The sequence below is a fragment of the Streptomyces sp. NPDC055506 genome (assembly GCF_053643595.1).
Map to the genome: position 1 here is coordinate 1 of NZ_JBSHKH010000009.1, position 19,142 is coordinate 19,142.

General features: G+C 69.1%; 15 protein-coding genes and 1 pseudogene. 15 read left to right on the top strand and 1 reads right to left on the bottom strand.

Translation table 11 applies throughout. The features are described 5' to 3' along the window. Positions 1 to 222: pseudogene (locus ACWIF2_RS05740) on the bottom strand (glycoside hydrolase); the annotation flags it as partial. Between the two features lie 698 nt (positions 223 to 920). Between ACWIF2_RS05740 and ACWIF2_RS05745 the strand changes: the two are divergent. The 15 genes from ACWIF2_RS05745 to recQ all read left to right on the top strand — a co-directional run bounded on the left by ACWIF2_RS05745 (position 921) and on the right by recQ (position 19,098). Continuing rightward, positions 921 to 1,280: an NADH-quinone oxidoreductase subunit A gene (locus ACWIF2_RS05745; protein WP_003992243.1), complete on the top strand. Its 360-nt coding sequence runs from the start codon at positions 921 to 923 to the stop codon at positions 1,278 to 1,280. 13 nt (positions 1,281 to 1,293) lie between these two features. After that, complete coding sequence (locus ACWIF2_RS05750; RefSeq protein ID WP_003998928.1) at positions 1,294 to 1,848, top strand: NuoB/complex I 20 kDa subunit family protein; 555 nt, start codon at positions 1,294 to 1,296, stop codon at positions 1,846 to 1,848. Next, entirely contained in the window at positions 1,845 to 2,588 is a 744-nt protein-coding gene (locus ACWIF2_RS05755) for an NADH-quinone oxidoreductase subunit C (RefSeq protein WP_454358799.1), read from the top strand. Before ACWIF2_RS05750 ends, ACWIF2_RS05755 begins: the two co-directional genes overlap by 4 nt. Further along, positions 2,585 to 3,907: an NADH-quinone oxidoreductase subunit D gene (locus ACWIF2_RS05760; RefSeq protein ID WP_382489191.1), complete on the top strand. Its 1,323-nt coding sequence runs from the start codon at positions 2,585 to 2,587 to the stop codon at positions 3,905 to 3,907. The genes ACWIF2_RS05755 and ACWIF2_RS05760 overlap by 4 nt, the downstream gene beginning before the upstream one ends. After that, positions 3,904 to 4,764, top strand: a complete 861-nt coding sequence (gene nuoE / locus ACWIF2_RS05765) for an NADH-quinone oxidoreductase subunit NuoE (protein ID WP_454358800.1) — start codon at positions 3,904 to 3,906, stop codon at positions 4,762 to 4,764. Before ACWIF2_RS05760 ends, nuoE begins: the two co-directional genes overlap by 4 nt. Further along, on the top strand, positions 4,764 to 6,110 hold the full coding sequence (nuoF, locus tag ACWIF2_RS05770; RefSeq protein ID WP_454358801.1) for an NADH-quinone oxidoreductase subunit NuoF: 1,347 nt from the start codon (positions 4,764 to 4,766) through the stop codon (positions 6,108 to 6,110). Before nuoE ends, nuoF begins: the two co-directional genes overlap by 1 nt. Next, complete coding sequence (locus ACWIF2_RS05775; protein WP_454358802.1) at positions 6,107 to 8,611, top strand: NADH-quinone oxidoreductase subunit G; 2,505 nt, start codon at positions 6,107 to 6,109, stop codon at positions 8,609 to 8,611. The genes nuoF and ACWIF2_RS05775 overlap by 4 nt, the downstream gene beginning before the upstream one ends. Further along, positions 8,608 to 9,984, top strand: a complete 1,377-nt coding sequence (gene nuoH, locus ACWIF2_RS05780; RefSeq protein ID WP_454358803.1) for an NADH-quinone oxidoreductase subunit NuoH — start codon at positions 8,608 to 8,610, stop codon at positions 9,982 to 9,984. Before ACWIF2_RS05775 ends, nuoH begins: the two co-directional genes overlap by 4 nt. Further along, on the top strand, positions 9,977 to 10,642 hold the full coding sequence (gene nuoI, locus ACWIF2_RS05785) for an NADH-quinone oxidoreductase subunit NuoI (protein ID WP_454358804.1): 666 nt from the start codon (positions 9,977 to 9,979) through the stop codon (positions 10,640 to 10,642). The genes nuoH and nuoI overlap by 8 nt, the downstream gene beginning before the upstream one ends. Continuing rightward, on the top strand, positions 10,639 to 11,481 hold the full coding sequence (locus ACWIF2_RS05790; RefSeq protein ID WP_454358805.1) for an NADH-quinone oxidoreductase subunit J: 843 nt from the start codon (positions 10,639 to 10,641) through the stop codon (positions 11,479 to 11,481). The genes nuoI and ACWIF2_RS05790 overlap by 4 nt, the downstream gene beginning before the upstream one ends. Further along, on the top strand, positions 11,478 to 11,777 hold the full coding sequence (gene nuoK, locus ACWIF2_RS05795) for an NADH-quinone oxidoreductase subunit NuoK (protein ID WP_003992252.1): 300 nt from the start codon (positions 11,478 to 11,480) through the stop codon (positions 11,775 to 11,777). The genes ACWIF2_RS05790 and nuoK overlap by 4 nt, the downstream gene beginning before the upstream one ends. A 15-nt stretch (positions 11,778 to 11,792) precedes the next feature. Next, positions 11,793 to 13,706, top strand: a complete 1,914-nt coding sequence (nuoL, locus tag ACWIF2_RS05800) for an NADH-quinone oxidoreductase subunit L (RefSeq protein WP_454358806.1) — start codon at positions 11,793 to 11,795, stop codon at positions 13,704 to 13,706. Positions 13,707 to 13,711: 5 nt separating this feature from the next. Continuing rightward, positions 13,712 to 15,283 (top strand): NADH-quinone oxidoreductase subunit M, encoded by a 1,572-nt coding sequence (locus tag ACWIF2_RS05805; protein WP_454358807.1) that lies wholly within the window; start codon positions 13,712 to 13,714, stop codon positions 15,281 to 15,283. Further along, positions 15,280 to 16,929 (top strand): NADH-quinone oxidoreductase subunit NuoN, encoded by a 1,650-nt coding sequence (gene nuoN, locus ACWIF2_RS05810; RefSeq protein WP_454358808.1) that lies wholly within the window; start codon positions 15,280 to 15,282, stop codon positions 16,927 to 16,929. The genes ACWIF2_RS05805 and nuoN overlap by 4 nt, the downstream gene beginning before the upstream one ends. A gap of 162 nt (positions 16,930 to 17,091) precedes the next feature. Then, positions 17,092 to 19,098, top strand: a complete 2,007-nt coding sequence (gene recQ / locus ACWIF2_RS05815; RefSeq protein ID WP_454358809.1) for a DNA helicase RecQ — start codon at positions 17,092 to 17,094, stop codon at positions 19,096 to 19,098. The last annotated feature ends 44 nt before the right edge of the window (positions 19,099 to 19,142 follow it).

The window sequence follows — 19,142 nt, forward strand, 5'->3', positions numbered from 1 at the left end:
GGGTTCGATGGTCTGCGTCACCGGCTCGGCGGCGCTCGCCGAGGCCGACGCACCCGCCGCTGCCAGGCTGAGGATGCCACCGGTGACTCCGGCACGCACGGCGATCGTCGAGGTCGCACTGCGGCGGGGTTTCCGGTGGCTGCGTATGTGAGCGGTGTGGGACATGGGAATAACCGGTACCAGGGGCTCCTTCATATCTTCAAGAAACGTGTGCTGCGCCACAGTTGCTCAATCGGGCCCCCAAAAACCTCTCGTGAGGCCCTTTATTGACGCCCTAACGGACATTGCGGGCGCACCGTGACCAGGCTGTGATCACGGTCTTTGATCAATACGCCCGAATTGCCCCGCACCTACCACCGGTTGGGTTGATTGGCCAAGCCTCGTTCTCATGGACCTCTCATCTGTGTGACGGAGGTCACGGAACGGTCGCCCCGGCGGTCGCGTCGCGCGCCGGAGATCACGACCCGGTCACGGCCTCGCGAAGATCGTGAAAGCGTGCACGCGTCCACACCCCGCCCCACACGCCCTCTGATGTGTGAACGCGGCCTCTATCAAGAGATCCAGTCCATCGCCAATTTGCATGCAAGGGAACCCTCTTGATATTGAGACGGCCCTTCTGGCCTGCGCTGACTAGGCAAAATGTCACGTCTGGTGATCGCCCGGACGCTTCGAGTGTGAAGATCACCGCTCATCCGACTTCATGATCCTTCGTCAGGTGGTGGAGATCACAAAGGTTGAGTAATACCCCGTGTCGCAGATCACAGAGCGACAGGCATAAGATGCACGCGGTTGGGCTTGTGACCTGCTTCACATGTTCCCGATCTTCGCCGGGGCGGGCGGGGTTCGCGGGACGGACGGGGCGGATGTGAGCCCGATGCAAACCGCCAGCAGTCAGTGCCGACTGAGAGGAGCGAGGAGCGGTGAACGCGTATGCGCCCATCCTCGTACTGGGAGCCCTCGGGGCAGGCTTTGCGATCTTCTCCGTGGTCATGGCCACGTTGATCGGGCCGAAGCGGTACAACCGGGCCAAGCTCGAGGCCTACGAGTGCGGGATCGAGCCGACCCCCACGCCGGCCGGCGGCGGGCGCTTCCCCATCAAGTACTACCTGACGGCGATGCTCTTCATCGTCTTCGACATCGAGATCGTCTTCCTCTACCCCTGGGCCGTCACGTTCGACGCCCTGGGGATTTTCGGGCTCGTGGAGATGCTGCTCTTCGTGCTCACCGTCTTCGTCGCGTACGCGTACGTATGGCGGCGCGGCGGCCTGGAATGGGACTGAGGGGCCTTTAGTCATGGGACTCGAAGAAAAGCTGCCGAGCGGATTCCTGCTGACCACCGTCGAGCAGGCCGCGGGCTGGGTGCGCAAGGCGTCGGTCTTCCCCGCCACGTTCGGCCTCGCCTGCTGTGCCATCGAGATGATGACCACCGGCGCCGGCCGCTACGACCTGGCGCGCTTCGGCATGGAGGTCTTCCGGGGCTCGCCCCGGCAGGCGGACCTGATGATCGTCGCCGGCCGGGTCAGCCAGAAGATGGCGCCGGTGCTCAGGCAGGTCTACGACCAGATGCCGAACCCCAAGTGGGTGATCTCCATGGGGGTCTGCGCCTCCTCGGGCGGCATGTTCAACAACTACGCCATCGTCCAGGGCGTCGACCACATCGTGCCGGTCGACATCTACCTCCCCGGCTGCCCGCCACGGCCGGAGATGCTGATGGACGCCATCCTCAAGCTCCACCAGAAGATCCAGACCTCCAAGCTCGGCGTGAACGCCGAGGAGGCGGCCCGCGAGGCGGAGGAGGCGGCGCTCAAGGCCCTGCCCACGATCGAGATGAAGGGGCTGCTGCGATGAGCGACGCGAACGGCACCGGCGGCGCCAACCCCGAGAAGGACCTGTCGGCCTCCAACCTCCCCGGCCAGCGCGGTCAGGGCGGCGAGGAGATCCGCGTCCAGCGCGGCATGTTCGGCGCGAACAGCGGCGGCGACACCTCCGGCTACGGCGGCCTGGTCCGCTCGGTCCGGCTCCCGGGCCCGGCGAACCGCCCCTACGGCGGCTGGTTCGACGAGGTCGCCGACGAGCTGGAGGGAGCCCTGGAGGAACAGGGACTGCTCCCGGAGAACGCCATCGAGAAGACGGTCGTCGACCGCGACGAGCTGACCTTCCACATCGAGCGCGAGCATCTGGTCCGCGTCGCCCGCACCCTGCGCGACGACCCGGCCCTGCGCTTCGAGCTGTGCACCGGCGTCAGCGGCGTCCACTACCCGAACGACAAGGGCCGCGAGCTGCACGCCGTGTACCACCTGCGCTCGATCACCCACAACAGGCTGATCCGCCTGGAGGTCAGCGCTCCCGACAGCGACCCGCACATCCCGTCGCTGTTCTCCGTCTATCCGACGAACGACTGGCACGAGCGCGAGACGTACGACTTCTTCGGCATCGTCTTCGACGGTCACCCGGCCCTGACGCGGATCATGATGCCGGACGACTGGCAGGGCTTCCCGCAGCGCAAGGACTACCCCCTCGGCGGCATCCCCGTCGAGTACAAGGGCGCCCAGATCCCGGCTCCGGACCAGCGGAGGTCGTACTCATGAGCACTTCGCACGCCTCCCCTCGCGAGACCACCGAGGGCACCGTCTACACCGTCACCGGCGGCGACTGGGACGAGGTCGTCGAGTCGGCGGCCCGCGCCGACGACGAGCGCATCGTCGTCAACATGGGCCCGCAGCACCCGTCCACCCACGGAGTGCTCCGGCTGATCCTGGAGATCGACGGCGAGACCGTCACCGAGGCCCGCTGCGGCATCGGCTACCTGCACACCGGCATCGAGAAGAACCTCGAGTACCGGACGTGGACGCAGGGCACGACGTTCGTGACGCGCATGGACTACCTGACGCCGTTCTTCAACGAGACGGCGTACTGCCTCGGCGTCGAGAAGCTCCTCGGCATCGAGGACCAGATCCCGGACCGGGCCTCGATCATCCGGGTGCTCCTGATGGAGCTGAACCGGCTGTCGTCGCACCTGGTGTGCATCGCCACCGGCGGCATGGAGCTGGGCGCCACCACGGTCATGATCTACGGATTCCGTGATCGTGAACTCATTCTCGATATCTACGAGCTGATCACCGGCCTGCGGATGAACCACGCGTACATCCGCCCCGGCGGACTCGCCCAGGACCTGCCGCCCGGCGCGGTGGACCACATCCGCGAGTTCGTGAAGAAGATGAAGAAGAACCTCCCGGAGTACGACAAGCTCGCCACCGGGAACCCCATCTTCAAGGCCCGCATGCAGGACGTCGGCTATCTGGACCTGGCCGGCTGCATGGCCCTCGGCGCGACGGGCCCGATCCTGCGCTCCACCGGCCTGCCGCACGACCTGCGCAAGACGCAGCCGTACTGCGGTTACGAGACGTACGACTTCGACGTCCCGACCGCCGACACCTGCGACTCCTACGGGCGCTTCCTCATCCGGCTCGAGGAGATGCGCCAGTCGCTCAGGATCGTCGAGCAGTGCCTGGACCGGCTCCAGCCCGGCCCGGTCATGGTCGCCGACAAGAAGATCGCCTGGCCCGCCCAGCTCGCCCTCGGGCCCGACGGGCTCGGCAACTCCCTCGACCACATCAAGAAGATCATGGGCACCTCCATGGAGGCCCTGATCCACCACTTCAAGCTGGTCACCGAGGGCTTCCGCGTACCGCCGGGACAGGCGTACGCGGCGGTCGAGTCGCCCAAGGGCGAACTCGGGGTGCACGTCGTGTCCGACGGCGGCACCCGCCCCTACCGGGTCCACTTCCGCGACCCGTCCTTCACCAACCTGCAGGCCATGGCGGCGATGTGCGAGGGCGGCCAGGTCGCCGACGTCATCGTCGCCGTCGCGTCCATCGACCCCGTGATGGGAGGCGTCGACCGGTGACCACCTCATCTTCCGAGCGGGGCGTCAGCCTGGGCATGCCCGAACTGCCCGCGCCCGCCTACCCGGACGACGTCCGAGCCCGTCTGGAGACGGACGCGCGCGAGGTCATCGCCCGCTACCCGGACTCCCGGTCCGCCCTCCTGCCGTTGCTGCACCTCGTGCAGTCGGAGGAGGGACACGTCACGCGCACGGGCATGCGGTTCTGCGCGGACATCCTCGGCCTGACCACGGCCGAGGTCACCGCGGTCGCCACCTTCTACTCCATGTACCGGCGCCGGCCGAGCGGCGACTACCAGGTCGGGGTGTGCACCAACACCCTGTGTGCCGTGATGGGCGGGGACGCGATCTTCGAAGAGCTCCAGGAGCACCTCGGCGTCGGCAACGGCGAGACCACCGACGACGGCAAGGTCACCCTGGAGCACATCGAGTGCAACGCGGCCTGCGACTTCGCTCCGGTCGTGATGGTCAACTGGGAGTTCTTCGACAACCAGACCCCCGGCAGCGCCAAGCGCCTCGTCGACGACCTGCGCGCCGGGCGGCCGGTCACGCCCACGCGCGGTGCGCCGCTGTGCACCTTCAAGGAGACCGCCCGGGTCCTGGCCGGTTTCCCCGACGAGCGGGACGGGGCCGTCGAGTCCGGAGGAAGCGCGGGACACGCCTCCCTGGTCGGCCTGAAGCTCGCCAAGGGGGAGGCCGCACCCGCGCGCGTGGTGCATCCGCGCGGTGAGGCCGCCCGGACCGAGGCACCCCACGACCCGTCACCGACGGAGCACTTGAGCTCGCACGACGCGCCGCAGGACACGTCGGCCTCCGACCCGGCCCACCCGGCCGGGCCCGCCGCCGAGGAGGGGGAGTGATGACCTTGGCACCCGAGCTGAAAGACATGAGCCCCGAGAAGCTGCTCGCACCGGTGCTGTCGGCCTTCTGGGACGAGGACAAGTCCTGGACGCTGGACGTGTACCGAAGGCACGAGGGGTACGAAGGGCTTCGCAAGGCGCTCGCAATGTCGCCGGACGACGTGATCGCGTACGTCAAGGAGTCCGGTCTGCGCGGGCGCGGCGGCGCGGGATTCCCGACGGGGATGAAGTGGCAGTTCATTCCCCAGGGGGATGGAAAGCCGCACTATCTAGTTGTCAACGCCGACGAGTCGGAGCCCGGGACGTGCAAGGACATCCCGCTCCTCTTCGCGAACCCACATAGCCTCATCGAGGGCATGATCATCGCGTGTTACGCCATCAGGTCTTCGCATGCCTTCATCTATCTGCGCGGTGAAGTCGTACCGGTGCTGCGGCGGTTGCACTCCGCTGTGCGCGAGGCGTACGAGGCGGGCTTCCTCGGCGAGAACATCCAGGGCAGCGGACTCGACCTCGACATCACCGTGCACGCGGGCGCGGGCGCGTACATCTGCGGTGAGGAGACCGCACTGCTGGACTCGCTCGAAGGCCGCCGGGGTCAACCGCGGCTTCGTCCCCCCTTCCCTGCTGTCGCGGGCCTCTACGCGTGCCCGACTGTGGTGAATAACGTCGAGTCGATCGCTTCGGTTCCCGCGATCATGACCCGGGGCAAGGACTGGTTCCGCTCGATGGGGAGTGAGAAGTCGCCAGGCTTCACGCTCTACTCCCTGTCCGGCCATGTCGCGGGCCCCGGCCAGTACGAGGCGCCGCTCGGGATCACGCTCCGCCAGCTCCTCGACATGAGCGGCGGCATGCGCCCCGGGCACCGCCTCAAGTTCTGGACGCCGGGCGGCTCCTCGACCCCGATGTTCACCGACGAGCATCTCGACGTCCCTCTTGATTACGAAGGAGTGGGCGCCGCGGGTTCCATGCTCGGCACAAAAGCTCTCCAGTGCTTCGACGAGACGACCTGCGTGGTGCGGGCCGTCACGCGCTGGACCGAGTTCTACGCCCACGAGTCCTGCGGCAAGTGCACGCCCTGCCGCGAAGGCACCTACTGGCTCGTGCAGCTGCTGCGCGACATCGAGGCCGGCAAGGGCCAGATGTCCGACCTCGACAAGCTGAACGACATCGCCGACAACATCAACGGCAAGTCCTTCTGCGCCCTCGGCGACGGCGCCGCCTCGCCGATCTTCTCCTCGCTCAAGTACTTCCGCGAGGAGTACGAGCAGCACATCACGGGCCGGGGCTGCCCCTTCGACCCGGCCAGGTCGACGGCCTGGGCCGACCGCACGGAGGTGAACGCATGACCGTGACCACCAGCTCTCCCTCCGGCGGGGGAGAGGCGGCGGTCCCGCCGGAGGACCTCGTGTCGCTGACGATCGACGGCGCCGAGATCAGCGTGCCCAAGGGCACCCTGGTCATCCGGGCCGCCGAACAGCTCGGCATCGAGATCCCCCGGTTCTGCGACCACCCGCTCCTCGATCCGGCCGGCGCCTGCCGCCAGTGCATCGTCGAGGTCGAGGGCCAGCGCAAGCCCATGGCGTCCTGCACCATCACCTGCACCGACGGGATGGTGGTGAAGACCCACCTCACCTCGCCGGTCGCGGAGAAGGCCCAGAAGGGTGTGATGGAGCTCCTGCTCATCAACCACCCGCTGGACTGCCCGGTCTGCGACAAGGGCGGCGAGTGCCCGCTGCAGAACCAGGCCATCTCGCACGGCGACGCCGAGTCCCGCTTCGAGGGCCGCAAGCGCACCTACGAGAAGCCCGTGCCGATCTCCACGCAGGTGCTGCTCGACCGCGAGCGCTGCGTGCTGTGCGCCCGCTGCACCCGGTTCTCCAACCAGATCGCGGGCGACCCGATGATCGAGCTGGTCGAGCGGGGCGCGCTCCAGCAGGTCGGCACCGGCGAGGGCGACCCGTTCGAGTCGTACTTCTCCGGCAACACCATCCAGATCTGCCCGGTCGGCGCGCTGACCTCGGCGGCGTACCGATTCCGCTCCCGCCCCTTCGACCTGGTCTCCTCCCCGTCGGTCTGCGAGCACTGCTCCGGCGGCTGCGCCACGCGCACCGACCACCGGCGCGGCAAGGTCATGCGGCGGCTCGCCGCCGACGACCCCGAGGTCAACGAGGAGTGGATCTGCGACAAGGGGCGGTTCGGGTTCCGGTACGCGCAGCAGCGGGACCGGCTCGAGACGCCGCTCGTGCGCAACGCCGAGGGCGAGCTGGAACCGGCCTCCTGGCCCGAGGCGCTGCAGATCGCGGCCCAGGGGCTGCTGGCCTCCCGGGGCCGCACCGGCGTCCTGACCGGCGGCCGGCTCACCATCGAGGACGCCTACGCGTACAGCAAGTTCGCGCGCGTGGCGCTCGACACCAACGACATCGACTTCCGCGCGCGCGTGCACAGCGCCGAGGAGGCCGACTTCCTGGCCGCCCAGGTCGCAGGCCGCGGCCGGGACCTCGACGGTACGGGCGTCACGTACACCGCGCTGGAGAAGGCGCCCGCCGTCCTCCTGGTCGGGTTCGAGGCGGAGGAGGAGGCGCCCGGCGTCTTCCTGCGGCTGCGCAAGGCCTGGCGGGGGCACGGGCAGCGGGTCTTCTCGCTGGCCACGCACGCCACCCGCGGTCTGGAGAAGGCCGGTGGCACGCTGCTGCCCGCGGCTCCCGGCACCGAGACCGAGTGGCTGGACGCGCTCGGCAGCGGTGTCGGCCTGGAGGACGACGGCGCGACGGCAGCCGAGGCGCTGCGCGCCGAGGGCGCTGTGATCGTCGTCGGCGAGCGGCTGGCCGCGGTGGCCGGCGGACTCACCGCCGCCGTGCGCACCGCGACCGCCACCGGGGCCCGGCTGGTGTGGATCCCACGCCGGGCCGGGGAACGCGGCGCGATCGAGGCGGGCGCGCTGCCGTCGCTGCTGCCGGGCGGCCGCCCGGCCACCGACCCACGCGCGCGTGACGAGGTCGCCGGCGTCTGGGGCGTAGCCGGCCTCCCGCACCGCTACGGCCGTGACACCGGCGAGATCGTCGAGGCCGCCGCGACCGGCGAGCTGCAGGCCCTGCTGGTGGCGGGCGTCGAGATCGCCGACCTGCCCGACCCGGCACGCGCGCGTGCGGCACTGGACGAGGTCGGCTTCCTGGTCTCCCTCGAACTGCGGCCCAGCGAGATCAGCCGCGAGGCGGATGTCGTCCTGCCCGTAGGCGCGGTCGCCGAGAAGGCCGGCACCTTCCTCAACTGGGAAGGCCGGGTCCGCTTCTTCGAGGCCGCGCTCAAGCCCGACCAGATGACCCGCCGCCTCGCGCCGAGCGACGCGCGCGTGCTGCAGATGCTCGCCGACGCCATGGACGTCCACCTCGGACTGCCGGATCTGCGCACCGTGCGCGCGGAGATCGACCGGCTCGGCGCCTGGGACGGCCCTCGGGCCGGCGAACCCCTGGAGACAGCGGCGGCGCTGCCCCGCCCGGCCGTCGGCGAGGCCGTCCTCGCCGGGCACCGGCTGCTGCTCGACCAGGGCCTCCTCCAGCAGGGCGACGAGGCGCTCGCCGGAACCCGGCACGCCGCACGCGCGCGGGTGTCGGCCGCGACGGCCGCCGAGGCGGGCGTCAAGGACGGCGACCTCCTCGCCGTGACCGGCCCCCAGGGCGCCGTGGAACTCCCGCTCCAGATCAGTGAGATGCCCGACCGGGTGGTGTGGCTGCCGCTGAACTCCACCGGCGGCGGCGTCGCCTCCGACACCGGGGCGCGGCCCGGCTCCCTCGTCCGCATCGGCCCGGCGACGCTCGCCGGCGAGGCCCCCAAGGAGGTGGAGGCATGAGCCCGTACCTCGCCGCTGAAGACCTCTCGATGTTCGGCCAGGACCCGTGGTGGCTGGTCGTCATCAAGGCGGTGTTCTGCTTCGCCTTCCTGATGGTGACCGTGCTCATCTCCATCGTCATGGAGCGCAAGGTCGTCGCCTGGATGCAGCTGCGCATCGGCCCCAACCGGCACGGCCCCTGGGGCATGCTCCAGTCGCTCGCCGACGGCATCAAGCTCATGCTCAAGGAGGACGTCGTCGTCAAGCGCGCGGACAAGGCGGTCTACGTCCTCGCGCCGATCATCGCGGCCATCCCGGCCTTCATGGCGATCGCGGTGATCCCCTTCGGCCCGGCCGGCAACGAGATCTCGATCTTCGGACAGCGCACCACGATGCAGCTCACCGACCTGCCGATCGCGATGCTCTACATCCTCGCGGTCGCCTCGGTCGGCATCTACGGCATCGTCCTCGCGGGCTGGAGCTCCGGCTCGACCTACCCGCTGCTGGGGGGCTTGCGCTCCTGCGCGCAGATGATCTCCTACGAGATCGCGATGGGCGCCGCCTTCGCCTCCGTGTTCCTCTACTCGGGGTCGATGTCGACGTCGGCGATCGTCGAACAGCAGGCCGACCGCTGGTACATCCTGCTGCTGCCGCTCTCCTTCATCCTCTACATCGTCACGATGGTCGGCGAGACCAACCGCGCCCCCTTCGACATGCCGGAGTCCGAGGGCGACCTGGTCGGCGGCTTCAACACCGAGTACTCGTCGATCAAGTTCGCGATGTTCATGCTTGCCGAGTACGTCAACATGGTGACCGTCTCGGCCGTCGCCACCACGCTGTTCCTCGGCGGCTGGCGGGCCCCGTGGCCGATCAGCACCTTCTGGGAGGGCGCGAACCACGGCTGGTGGCCGATGCTCTGGTTCACCGTCAAGGTCCAGCTGCTGCTCTTCATGTTCATCTGGATCCGCGGCACGCTCCCGCGCGTCCGCTACGACCAGCTGATGAAGCTCGGCTGGAAGGTCCTCATCCCCGTCTCGCTGGTGTGGCTGATGCTCGTCGCCACCGTGCGGGCCCTTCGGAACGAGAACTACGACTTCGCCGACATCGTGCTCTACGTCGGCGGCGGTGTGCTGGCCCTGCTGCTGCTCTCCTTCGTCGTCGACATGTTCCGCGAGAAGTCCAAGCAGGCCGAGCGGCCGGCCGAGACCCCGGCTGCCTTCGACCCCATGGCGGGCGGATTCCCCGTGCCGCCGCTGCCCGGACAGGAGCTTCCGCCGGCTCCCCGGCGCCGCTCGCGCCGTGAGCGGGAGCTGATTGTCAGTGGTGGGCCCGATACTCAGAGTGACGAATCTCTGGGCGGATCTACGGATGGAAAGGAGGCGTCCGATGGCTGAGGAACTCGAGCGTTCGAAGGCTGAGGAACCCAAGGACACCAAGCCCGGTTTCCAGAACCCCGTGGCCGGCTTCGGCGTGACCTTCAAGGCCATGTTCAAGAAGCGGCTGACCGAGCAGTACCCCGAGCAGCAGAAGACCACGGCTCCGCGCTTCCACGGACGGCACCAGCTCAACCGCCATCCGGACGGCCTGGAGAAATGCGTCGGCTGTGAACTGTGCGCGTGGGCCTGCCCCGCCGACGCCATCTATGTGGAGGGCGCCGACAACACCGACGAGGAGCGCTACTCGCCGGGCGAGCGGTACGGCCGCGTCTACCAGATCAACTACGCCCGCTGCATCCTGTGCGGCCTGTGCATCGAGGCGTGCCCCACGCGCGCGCTCACGATGACGAACGAGTTCGAGCTGGCCGACTCCAGCCGGGCCAACCTCATCTACACCAAGGAGCAGTTGCTCGCCGGTCTCGAGGACGGCATGGTCGACTCGCCCCACGCCATCTATCCGGGGACGGACGAACAGGACTACTACCGGGGCCTGGTGACCGAGGCCGCGCCCGGCACCGAGCAGCAGGTCGCCCACTCCAAGGGCGAGGTGGTGCAGGAGTCCGACTCCACCTTCGGCGGGACCGAGCCGGCGTCGGAGAAGGTGATCGGCCGATGACCGCCCAGCTCGCCGCGTACTCCACCTCCACCGGAGAGGCCGTCCAGTTCTGGATCCTCGGCACGATCGCGGTGATCGGCGCCCTGGGCACCATCCTCATGAAGAGGGCCGTGCACAGCGCCCTCTGCCTCGCCGGGACCATGATCATCCTGGCGGTGTTCTACCTCGCCAACGGCGCCTACTTCCTGGGCGTCGTGCAGATCATCGTCTACACCGGCGCGATCATGATGCTGTTCCTGTTCGTGGTGATGCTCGTCGGCGTGACCGCGGCGGACTCCCTGAAGGAGACCATCAAGGGCCAGCGCTGGCTGGCCCTGCTGTGCGGTCTCGGCTTCGGCGTCCTGCTGATCGGCGGCATCGGCAACGCCTCCCTCACGGAGTTCAACGGCATCGGCCAGGCGAACGCCGGGGGCAACGTGGAGGGCATCGCCGCCCTCATCTTCACCAAGTACGTCTTCGCGTTCGAGATCACCGGCGCCCTGCTCATCACGGCCGCCGTCGGCGCCATGGTGCTCACCCACCGCGAGCGCACCGAGCGCGCCAAGACGCAGCGCGAACTCGCCGAGGAGCGGGTGCGCGAGGGCAAGTACCTGCCGCCGCTGCCGGCGCCCGGTGTGTACGCCCGGCACAACGCGGTCGACATCGCGGGCCTGCTCCCCGACGGCACACCGTCCGAGCTCACCGTCAGCAAGACGCTGCGTGAGCGCGGCCAGATCCGCGACGTGTCGCAGCAGGCGCTCAACGACCTCAAGGCCCTGGAGCAGCGGGCCGAGGACCGCCTGGAGCGCAAGGCGGTCGGGCCGGCGAAGTTCAAGCGGTCCGAGGAGGCGTCGAAGTGAACCCCGTCAACTACCTCTACCTCGCGGCCCTGTTGTTCACGATCGGCGCCACCGGCGTGCTGATCAGGCGCAACGCGATCGTCGTGTTCATGTGCATCGAGCTCATGCTCAACGCCTGCAACCTCGCGTTCGTCGCCTTCTCCCGGATGCACGGCAACCTCGACGGCCAGATCATCGCGTTCTTCACGATGGTCGTCGCCGCCGCCGAGGTCGTGGTCGGGCTCGCGATCATCGTGTCCCTGTTCCGTGCCCGTCACTCGGCCTCGGTCGACGACGCCAGCCTGATGAAGCTGTAAGGGGTCGGAAGAATCGTGGAGAACCTGATTGCGCTGCTGGTGGCGGCGCCCCTGCTCGGAGCGGTGGTCCTGCTGTGCGGCGGACGCCGGCTGGACGCCGTCGGCCACTGGATCGGCACGGCCCTCGCGGCCTCCTCCTTCGTGCTCGGCCTGGTGCTGTTCGCCGACATGCTGGGCAAGGACCCGGACCACCGGGAGATGGGCCAGCACCTGTTCAGCTGGATCCCGGTCGAGGGCTTCCAGGCGGACGTCGCCTTCCAGCTCGACCAGTTGTCGATGACGTTCGTCCTGCTGATCTCGGGCGTCGGCTCGCTGATCCACCTCTACTCCGTCGGGTACATGGAGCACGACGAGCGGCGCCGCCGCTTCTTCGGCTATCTGAACCTGTTCCTCGCGGCGATGCTGCTGCTCGTCCTCGCCGACAACTACCTGCTGCTGTACGTCGGCTGGGAGGGCGTCGGTCTCGCCTCCTATCTGCTGATCGGCTTCTGGCAGCACAAGCCCAGCGCCGCCACGGCAGCGAAGAAGGCCTTCCTGGTCAACCGCGTCGGCGACATGGGCCTGTCCATCGCGATCATGCTGATGTTCCTGTGGTTCGGCACCTTCGCCTTCGGGCCGGTGCTCGGCAGCCACGAGGAGGCCGGGCTCGCCGGTGCCGCCGGTGAGGACAAACTGACCGCCATCGCCCTGATGCTGCTGCTCGCGGCCTGCGGCAAGTCCGCCCAGGTGCCGCTGCAGTCCTGGCTCGGGGACGCGATGGAGGGCCCGACCCCGGTCTCGGCCCTCATCCACGCCGCGACGATGGTGACGGCGGGTGTGTACCTGATCGTCCGCTCCGCGGCCGTCTTCAACGGCGCCCCGGACGCGCAGCTGGTCGTCACCGTCGTCGGTGCGGTCACGCTCCTCTTCGGTGCGATCGTCGGTTGCGCGAAGGACGACATCAAGAAGGCACTGGCCGGCTCGACCATGTCGCAGATCGGCTACATGGTGCTCGCCGCGGGCCTCGGCCCCATCGGCTACGTCTTCGCGATCATGCACCTGGTGACGCACGGCTTCTTCAAGGCCGGGCTGTTCCTCGGCGCCGGTTCGGTCATGCACGGCATGAACGACGAGGTGGACATGAGGAAGTACGGCGGTCTCAGGAAGTACATGCCCATCACCTTCGTCACCTTCGGCCTCGGCTACCTGGCGATCATCGGCTTCCCGGGCCTGTCCGGCTTCTTCTCCAAGGACATGATCATCGAGTCGGCGTTCGCCAAGGGCGGCACCGAGGGCTGGATCCTCGGCGGCGTGGCCCTGCTGGGCGCGGCCATCACGGCGTTCTACATGACGCGCGTGATGCTGATGACGTTCTTCGGTGAGAAGCGCTGGCAGCCCGACGAGCAGGGCAACGAACCGCATCCGCACGAGTCGCCCAAGGTGATGACGATCCCGATGATCGTGCTGGCCGTCGGGTCGGTGGCCGCCGGTGGGTTCTTCAGCATCGGCGACCGCTTCGTGCACTGGCTGGAGCCGATCACCGGGCACAGCCACGGTGACTCGCCGCTCAGTGCCGCCGCGGTCACCGGCGCGACCGTCACCTGCATGGTCATCGGCGTCGCCCTCGCCTGGGCGCAGTACGGACGGCGCCCGGTCCCGGCCGTCGCCCCGCGCGGATCGCTGCTCACCCGGGCCGCCCGGCGCGACCTGCTCCAGGACGACTTCAACCACGTCGTCCTGGTCCGTGGCGGCGAACACCTCACGCGGTCCCTGGTCTACGTCGACCACACCCTGGTCGACGGCGTCGTCAACGGCACGGCGGCCTCGGTCGGCGGTCTCTCCGGGCGGATGCGCAAGCTGCAGAACGGCTTCGCCCGCTCCTACGCGGTCTCGATGTTCGGGGGTGCGGCGGTCCTGGTCGCCGTGACCCTGCTGATGAGGGCGGTCTGATACCGATGTCCTTTCCTCTGCTGACAGCGACAGCGGTGCTCCCGGCGGTCGGGGCGATCGCCACGGCCGCCGTACCGGCCGCGCGGCGCACCGTCGCCAAATGGCTGGCGCTGCTCTTCTCGCTCGCCACGCTCGTCCTCGCGATCGTCGTCCTGGTGCGCTTCGACCCGGACGGCGACCGCTACCAGCTCACCGAGTCCCACTCCTGGATCGCGGACTTCGGCGTCCGCTACGAACTGGGCGTGGACGGCATCGCGGTGGCGCTGATCGCGCTCACGGCCCTGCTGATCCCGTTCATCATCCTCGCGGGCTGGCACGACGCCGACCCGCTGGAGACCGGGTCCACGCGGTGGCGGCCGACGCAGGGCTTCTTCGCCCTGATCCTGGCCGTCGAGGCGATGGTGATCATCTCCTTCGAGGCCACCGACGTCTTCCTCTTCTACATCTTCTTCGAAGCCATGCTGATCCCGATGTACTTCCTCATCGGCGGCTTCGGGGACCGTGCCCACGAGCACGGCGAGAAGGCGGCCGCGACGCAACGGTCGTACGCGGCGGTGAAGTTCCTGCTCTACAACCTGGTCGGCGGTCTGATCATGCTGGCCGCGGTGATCGGCCTGTACGTGGTCGCCGGGAACTTCTCGCTCACGGAGATCGCCGAGGCCCGGGCCAACGGCTCGCTCGACATGGCGACCAACACCGAACGGTGGCTGTTCCTGGGCTTCTTCTTCGCCTTCGCGGTGAAGGCGCCGCTGTGGCCGCTGCACACCTGGCTGCCCAACGCGATGCAGGAGTCCACCGCCCCGGTCGCCGTGCTCATCACGGCCGTCGTCGACAAGGTCGGCACCTTCGCGATGCTCCGCTTCTGCCTCCAGCTCTTCCCGGAGGCGAGCAAGTGGGCGACGCCCGCGATCCTCGTGCTGGCGCTCATCAGCATCATCTACGGCGCCCTGCTCGCCGTGGGCCAGCGCGACATCAAGCGGCTGGTCGCTTACGCGTCGATCTCCCACTTCGGCTTCATCATCATGGGCATCTTCGCGATGACCAGCCAGGGCCAGTCCGGGGCGACGCTCTACATGGTCAACCACGGCATCTCGACCGCCGCGCTGATGCTGGTGGCGGGCTTCCTGATCTCCCGGCGGGGCTCGCGGCTCATCGCCGACTACGGCGGGGTGCAGAAGGTCGCGCCGGTGCTCGCCGGGACATTCCTGATCGGCGGTCTCGCGACCCTGTCGCTGCCCGGCCTGGCCCCGTTCGTCAGCGAGTTCCTCGTCCTGGTCGGCACGTTCACGAGGTACCCGGTGGTCGGCATCATCGCCACCTTCGGCATCGTCCTGGCCGCCCTCTACACCCTCGTCCTCTACCAGCGGACGATGACGGGCCCGGTGAAACCCGAGCTCGCGAAGATGCCGGATCTCAGGGTGCGTGAACTCGTGGTCGTCGCCCCGCTGGTCGTCCTGCTGATTTTCCTGGGCGTCTACCCGAAGCCCGTCACCCAGATCATCGACCCGGCGGTCAAACAGACCATGTCCGACGTACAGCAGAAGGACCCCAAGCCCGAGGTGGAGGCGGCCAAGTGAGCGCAACAGCCGTCCACAGCCTGTGGACAACGGCGGCCGACCCGATCACGAAGATCGACGCGCCGAAGATCGAATACGGGCAGCTCGCCCCCACCCTGATCATCGTCGGTGCGGCGATCGTCGGGATCCTGGTCGAGGCCTTCGTACCGCGCAAATCGCGTTACTACGTCCAGATGTTCGTGTCCGTCGTCGCGATCGCGGCCGCCTTCGCGGCGGTCGTGGCGCTCGCGGCCGACGGGTACGGCACCACCAAGGCGCGCATCGCGGCGATGGGCGCCATCGCCGTCGACGGACCGGCCCTCTTCTTGCAGGGCACGATCCTGCTGGCGGCCCTGGTCGGCCTGTTCACCTTCGCCGAGCGGCGGCTCGACCCGGAGGCGCACGGCAACCGCGTCGACTCCTTCGCCGCGCAGGCCGCGTCCGTGCCGGGCAGCGAGAGCGAGAAGGCCGCGGTCAAGGCCGGGTTCACCACCACCGAGGTGTTCCCGCTACTGCTGTTCGCCGTCGCCGGCATGCTGATCTTCCCGGCGGCCAACGACCTGCTGACGCTGTTCGTGGCGCTGGAGGTCTTCTCCCTCCCGCTGTACCTGCTGTGCGCGCTGGCCCGCCGCAAGCGGATGATGTCGCAGGAGGCGGCGGTCAAGTACTTCCTCCTCGGCGCCTTCGCCTCCGCGTTCACGCTGTTCGGCATCGCGCTGCTGTACGGCTACGCGGGCTCGATGTCGTACGCGACGATCGCGCAGGTCGTCGACGGCACCGTGCAGGACGTCAACCCGGCGCTCGCCGGCACCATGGGCAACGACGCACTGCTGCTGATCGGTGCCGCGCTGCTGGTGATGGGCCTGCTGTTCAAGGTGGGCGCGGTGCCGTTCCACATGTGGACGCCGGACGTGTACCAGGGCGCGCCGACGCCGGTGACCGGCTTCATGGCGGCGGCGACGAAGGTGGCGGCGTTCGGCGCGCTGCTGCGCGTGCTGTACGTCGTCCTGCCGGGCCTGCGCTGGGACTGGCGGCCGGTGATGTGGGCCGTGGCGATCATCACCATGCTGGGCGGAGCGATCGTCGCGATCACGCAGACCGATATCAAACGGCTGCTGGCGTACTCGTCGATCGCGCACGCCGGGTTCATCCTCGCGGGTGTCATCGCGACCACGCCTGACGGCGTGTCGTCGGTGCTGTTCTACCTGGCCGCGTACTCGTTCGTGACGATCGGCGCCTTCGCCGTGGTCACCCTCGTCCGGGACGCGGGCGGCGAGGCGACACACCTGTCCAAGTGGGCCGGGCTCGGACGCAGGTCCCCGCTGGTGGCGGCCGTGTTCGCGGTGTTTCTGCTGGCCTTCGCGGGCATCCCGCTGACCTCCGGCTTCGCCGGGAAGTTCGCCGTGTTCAAGGCGGCGGCGGAGGGCGGGGCCGCCCCCCTGGTCGTGGTCGGTGTGATCTCGTCGGCGATCGCGGCGTTCTTCTACATCCGCGTCATCGTGCTGATGTTCTTCAGCGAGCCGCGGCCGGAGGGCCCGACGGTGGCCGTGCCGTCGCCGCTGACCATGGCGGCGATCGGGGTGGGCGTGGCGGTCACGCTGGTGCTCGGTGTGGCGCCGCAGTACTTCCTGGATCTGGCGGGTCAGGCGGGTGTGTTCGTGCGCTGACGGTGCGCTTGCGGGTGGGCTGCGGCCCGGCGTCCCTTTCCGGGGTGCCGGGCCGTCGGCCTCGAAGGGGGGCCGCCCAGCCTGTGGATAACTTCAGGGCTGTCGGTGGTGACCCCTATCGTGGACGCAGTGGTCGAGGGACGACGTACGGGGGACAGGACGATGGGTGGGACGGGCGGTATCGCTGAGATGTCAGTGACGCAGAGCGAGGCGCTGGCCACGCTGCACCGGGTCTTCGGGTACGAGGCCTTCCGGGGCGAGCAGGAAGCGGTCATCGAGCATGTGGTCGCGGGCGGTGACTCCGTCGTGCTCATGCCGACCGGCGCCGGCAAGTCCCTGTGCTACCAGGTCCCGGCCCTGGTCAGGCCGGGCACGGGTGTCGTCGTCTCCCCCCTCATCGCCCTGATGCAGGACCAGGTCGACGCGCTGCGGGCGCTCGGCGTGCGGGCCGGGTTCATGAACTCCACGCAGGACTTCGACGAGCGGCGGCTGGTGGAGGCCGAGTTCCTCGCCGGCGAGCTGGACCTGCTGTACCTGGCGCCCGAGCGGCTTCGGCTGGACAGCTCCCTCGACCTGCTCTCGCGCGGCAAGATCTCCCTCTTCGCGATCGACGAGGCGCACTGCGTCTCCCAGTGGGGCCACGACTTCCGGCCCGACTACCTGACGCTTTCGCTGCTCGGCGAGCGCTGGCCGGACGTGCCGCGGATCGCGCTCACCGCGACGGCCACGCGCGCCACGCACCAGGAGATCACCGAGCGGCTGAACATGCCGGCGGCCCGCCACTTCGTGGCGAGCTTCGACCGGCCCAACATCCAGTACCGGGTCGTGCCGAAGGCCGACCCGAAGAAGCAGCTGCTGAGCTTCCTGCGCGAGGAGCACGCGGGCGACGCGGGCATCGTCTACTGCCTGTCGCGCAACTCGGTGGAGAAGACCGCCGAGTTCCTGAGCCGCAACGGCGTCGAGGCGGTGCCGTACCACGCGGGCCTGGACGCGGGCACGCGCGCGGCCCACCAGTCCCGCTTCCTGCGGGAGGACGGCCTGGTCGTCGTGGCGACCATCGCCTTCGGCATGGGCATCGACAAGCCGGACGTCCGCTTCGTCGCCCACCTCGATCTGCCCAAGTCGGTCGAGGGCTACTACCAGGAGACGGGGCGGGCCGGCCGCGACGGGCTGCCGTCGACGGCCTGGATGGCCTACGGGCTCAACGACGTCATACAGCAGCGCAAGCTGATCCAGTCCGGCGAGGGCGACGAGGCCTTCCGGAGGCGGGCCCAGTCCCACCTGGATTCGATGCTGGCGCTGTGCGAGACAGTCCAGTGCCGCCGGGGCCAGCTCCTCGCCTACTTCGGCCAGGACCCGGACCCGGCCGGCTGCGGCAACTGCGACACCTGCCTCACCCCGCCGGAGACCTGGGACGGCACGGTCGCGGCGCAGAAGGTGCTGTCGACGGTGGTGCGGCTGCAGCGCGAGCGCGGCCAGAAATTCGGCGCGGTGCAGATCGTCGACATCCTGCTGGGGAAGCGGACCGGCAAGGTGATCCAGTTCGACCACGACCAGCTGTCGGTCTTCGGCATCGGCGATGAGCTGACCGAGACCGAATGGCGGGGCGTCATCCGCCAGCTGCTGGCCCAGGGACTGCTCGCCGTGGAGGGCGAGTACGGCACGCTGGTGCTGACCGAGGGCAGCGGGACGGTGCTGCGGCAGGAGCAGGAGGTGCCGCTGCGCAAGGAACCGAAGAAGCCGGTGACCTCCCGGTCGGGGTCGTCGTCCTCGGGCTCCGGGCGGGGCGAGCGCAAGGGCAGGTCGGCTGCCGTCGAGCTGCCCGAGGAACTGATGCCGGCCTTCGAGGCACTGCGCGCCTGGCGGGCCGAGCAGGCACGCGAACAGGGCGTACCGGCCTACGTCATCTTCCACGACGCCACGCTGCGGGAGATCGCCACGGTGTGGCCGGCGTCGGTGGCCGAGCTCGGTGGGATCGGCGGAGTGGGCGAGAAGAAGCTCGCGACATACGGGGAGGGCGTGCTGGAGGTGCTCGCGTCACTGGGCGGGCAGCCCGGCCCGACCCCGGACCAGGCGCCCGACCGGGCTCCGGCCCAGGCGCCCGGCTCGCAGATGGGCGGGCCGGACGACTGGCCCGAGATGACGGAGCCGGAACCCGACTGGATATGAGGCCGGGCTCCGGCCGGGTCACGTAGCTCCGGGGTGCGGGCCGG